The sequence below is a fragment of the Mycobacterium sp. 1164985.4 genome (genome assembly GCF_001668575.1).
Classification (GTDB): Bacteria; Actinomycetota; Actinomycetes; order Mycobacteriales; family Mycobacteriaceae; genus Mycobacterium.
The window spans coordinates 1-1,323 of record NZ_LZMD01000035.1; the positions used below are offsets into that span (position 1 = coordinate 1).

General features: G+C 65.2%; 1 protein-coding gene. It reads right to left on the reverse strand.

Features of this window, described 5'->3' with window-relative positions; translation table 11 throughout:
- Positions 1–23: 23 nt before the first annotated feature.
- A complete protein-coding gene (locus A5650_RS04950; protein ID WP_067286930.1) occupies positions 24–1,088 on the reverse strand; it encodes an IS110 family RNA-guided transposase in 1,065 nt (354 codons plus the stop codon).
- Positions 1,089–1,323 lie beyond the last annotated feature (235 nt).

A 1,323-nucleotide genomic window follows, 5' to 3' on the forward strand; every position in this document is an offset into this window, starting at 1 on the left:
CGCGAGCGTGCATTGCTCCTATGTCAAGCGGCGATGCGATGGTCGGTATTTCCGGCGTTGCGGTGGGTGTGTTCGTCGGTGTGGAGGCGGGTGAACACCACGCGTGAGAGGCGACGTTTGAGGCAGCGCAGGGCTTCTTTGCTGGAGTTTCCTTCGGCGAGGCGGTGACGGTAGTAGCGATGCCCGGGGCTGTCGGGTAGCCGGATCTGGGTAATCGCGATGCGGTGTAGGGCGGCGTTGAGTTGGCGGTTGCCTGAGCGGTTGAGTCGTACGCGGCCGGCGGTGTTGCCTGACCACACCGGAATCGGCGCGGTGCCGTTGTGGCGGGCGAAAGCGGCTTCGCTGCGGAATCGTGTGATTCCGGCTGTTTCGGAGACGAGTTTGGCGGCAGTGAGCTCGCCGCAGCCCGGCAATGCCAGCAGTGTCGGGGCGACCTGGCGTACGCGTTCGCCGATGCGAGCGGCCAACGCGTTGATGGCCTGGGTCAAGCGCACGATGTCAGCGAGTTCCTCTGCGGCCAGCTCGGCCAGCAGGCCTTGTTGGGTCTGTAGCCAGGCGGCCAGGGTGTCGCAGGGCTTGGCGCGGTGCAGTGAGCCGGGTGTGGGTTCGGCAGCGGGATCGAGTTCGTGGACACGTTGGCGGAGCCGGTTGATCGTGGCGGTCCGTTGTGCCACAAGATCTTCACGACGATCGGTGAGCAACTTCAGCTCGCGTGAGACCTCGTCATGGGCGGCTACCGGTAGGTCGGGATGGCGCAACACCGCATGGGCCACGGCCAGCGCGTCGATCGGATCGGACTTACCGCGAGTGCGGGCGCTGGCGCGGGTTTGGGCCATCAACTTCGGCGCGACCCGCACCACCGACTGCCCGGCGCCGAGCAGATCACGCTCTAAGCGCGCCGACAGATTGCGGCAATCCTCGATCCCCCAGACCAGATCATCACCGAATTGGGCACGGGCCCAATTGATCGCCCTTTGATGGCCGGCGGTGGTGGCCTGCACGACTTTCTCGCCGAGTTTGCGCCCAACCTCGTCGACTGCGACGAAGGTGTGGGTGCGCTTGTGTACATCGGTCCCAACGATCACCATGGACGGTGCCTTCTTTCATCTAGACGTGGATGAGGCGAAGGTTGGGCCGGCCGGCTGGACACATCTCAGTGGGGGCGATGCCACGCTCCTATCAAGTCACGCCGGTCGGTCCTTCCCACCCGATGCCGGCACAACGCACGAATGCCAGCCCGAAGACGGCAGCGTCTGCAGGAGCCAGACACCGGGCGAGAAGACCCAACCACCGCAACGCGGCGATTACCACCCTGACACTGAG

Coding starts and splice junctions, on each gene's coding strand:
- A5650_RS04950 (WP_067286930.1), bottom strand. CDS start 1,088: ATGGTGATCGTTGGGACCGATGTACACAAGCGCACCCACACCTTCGTC.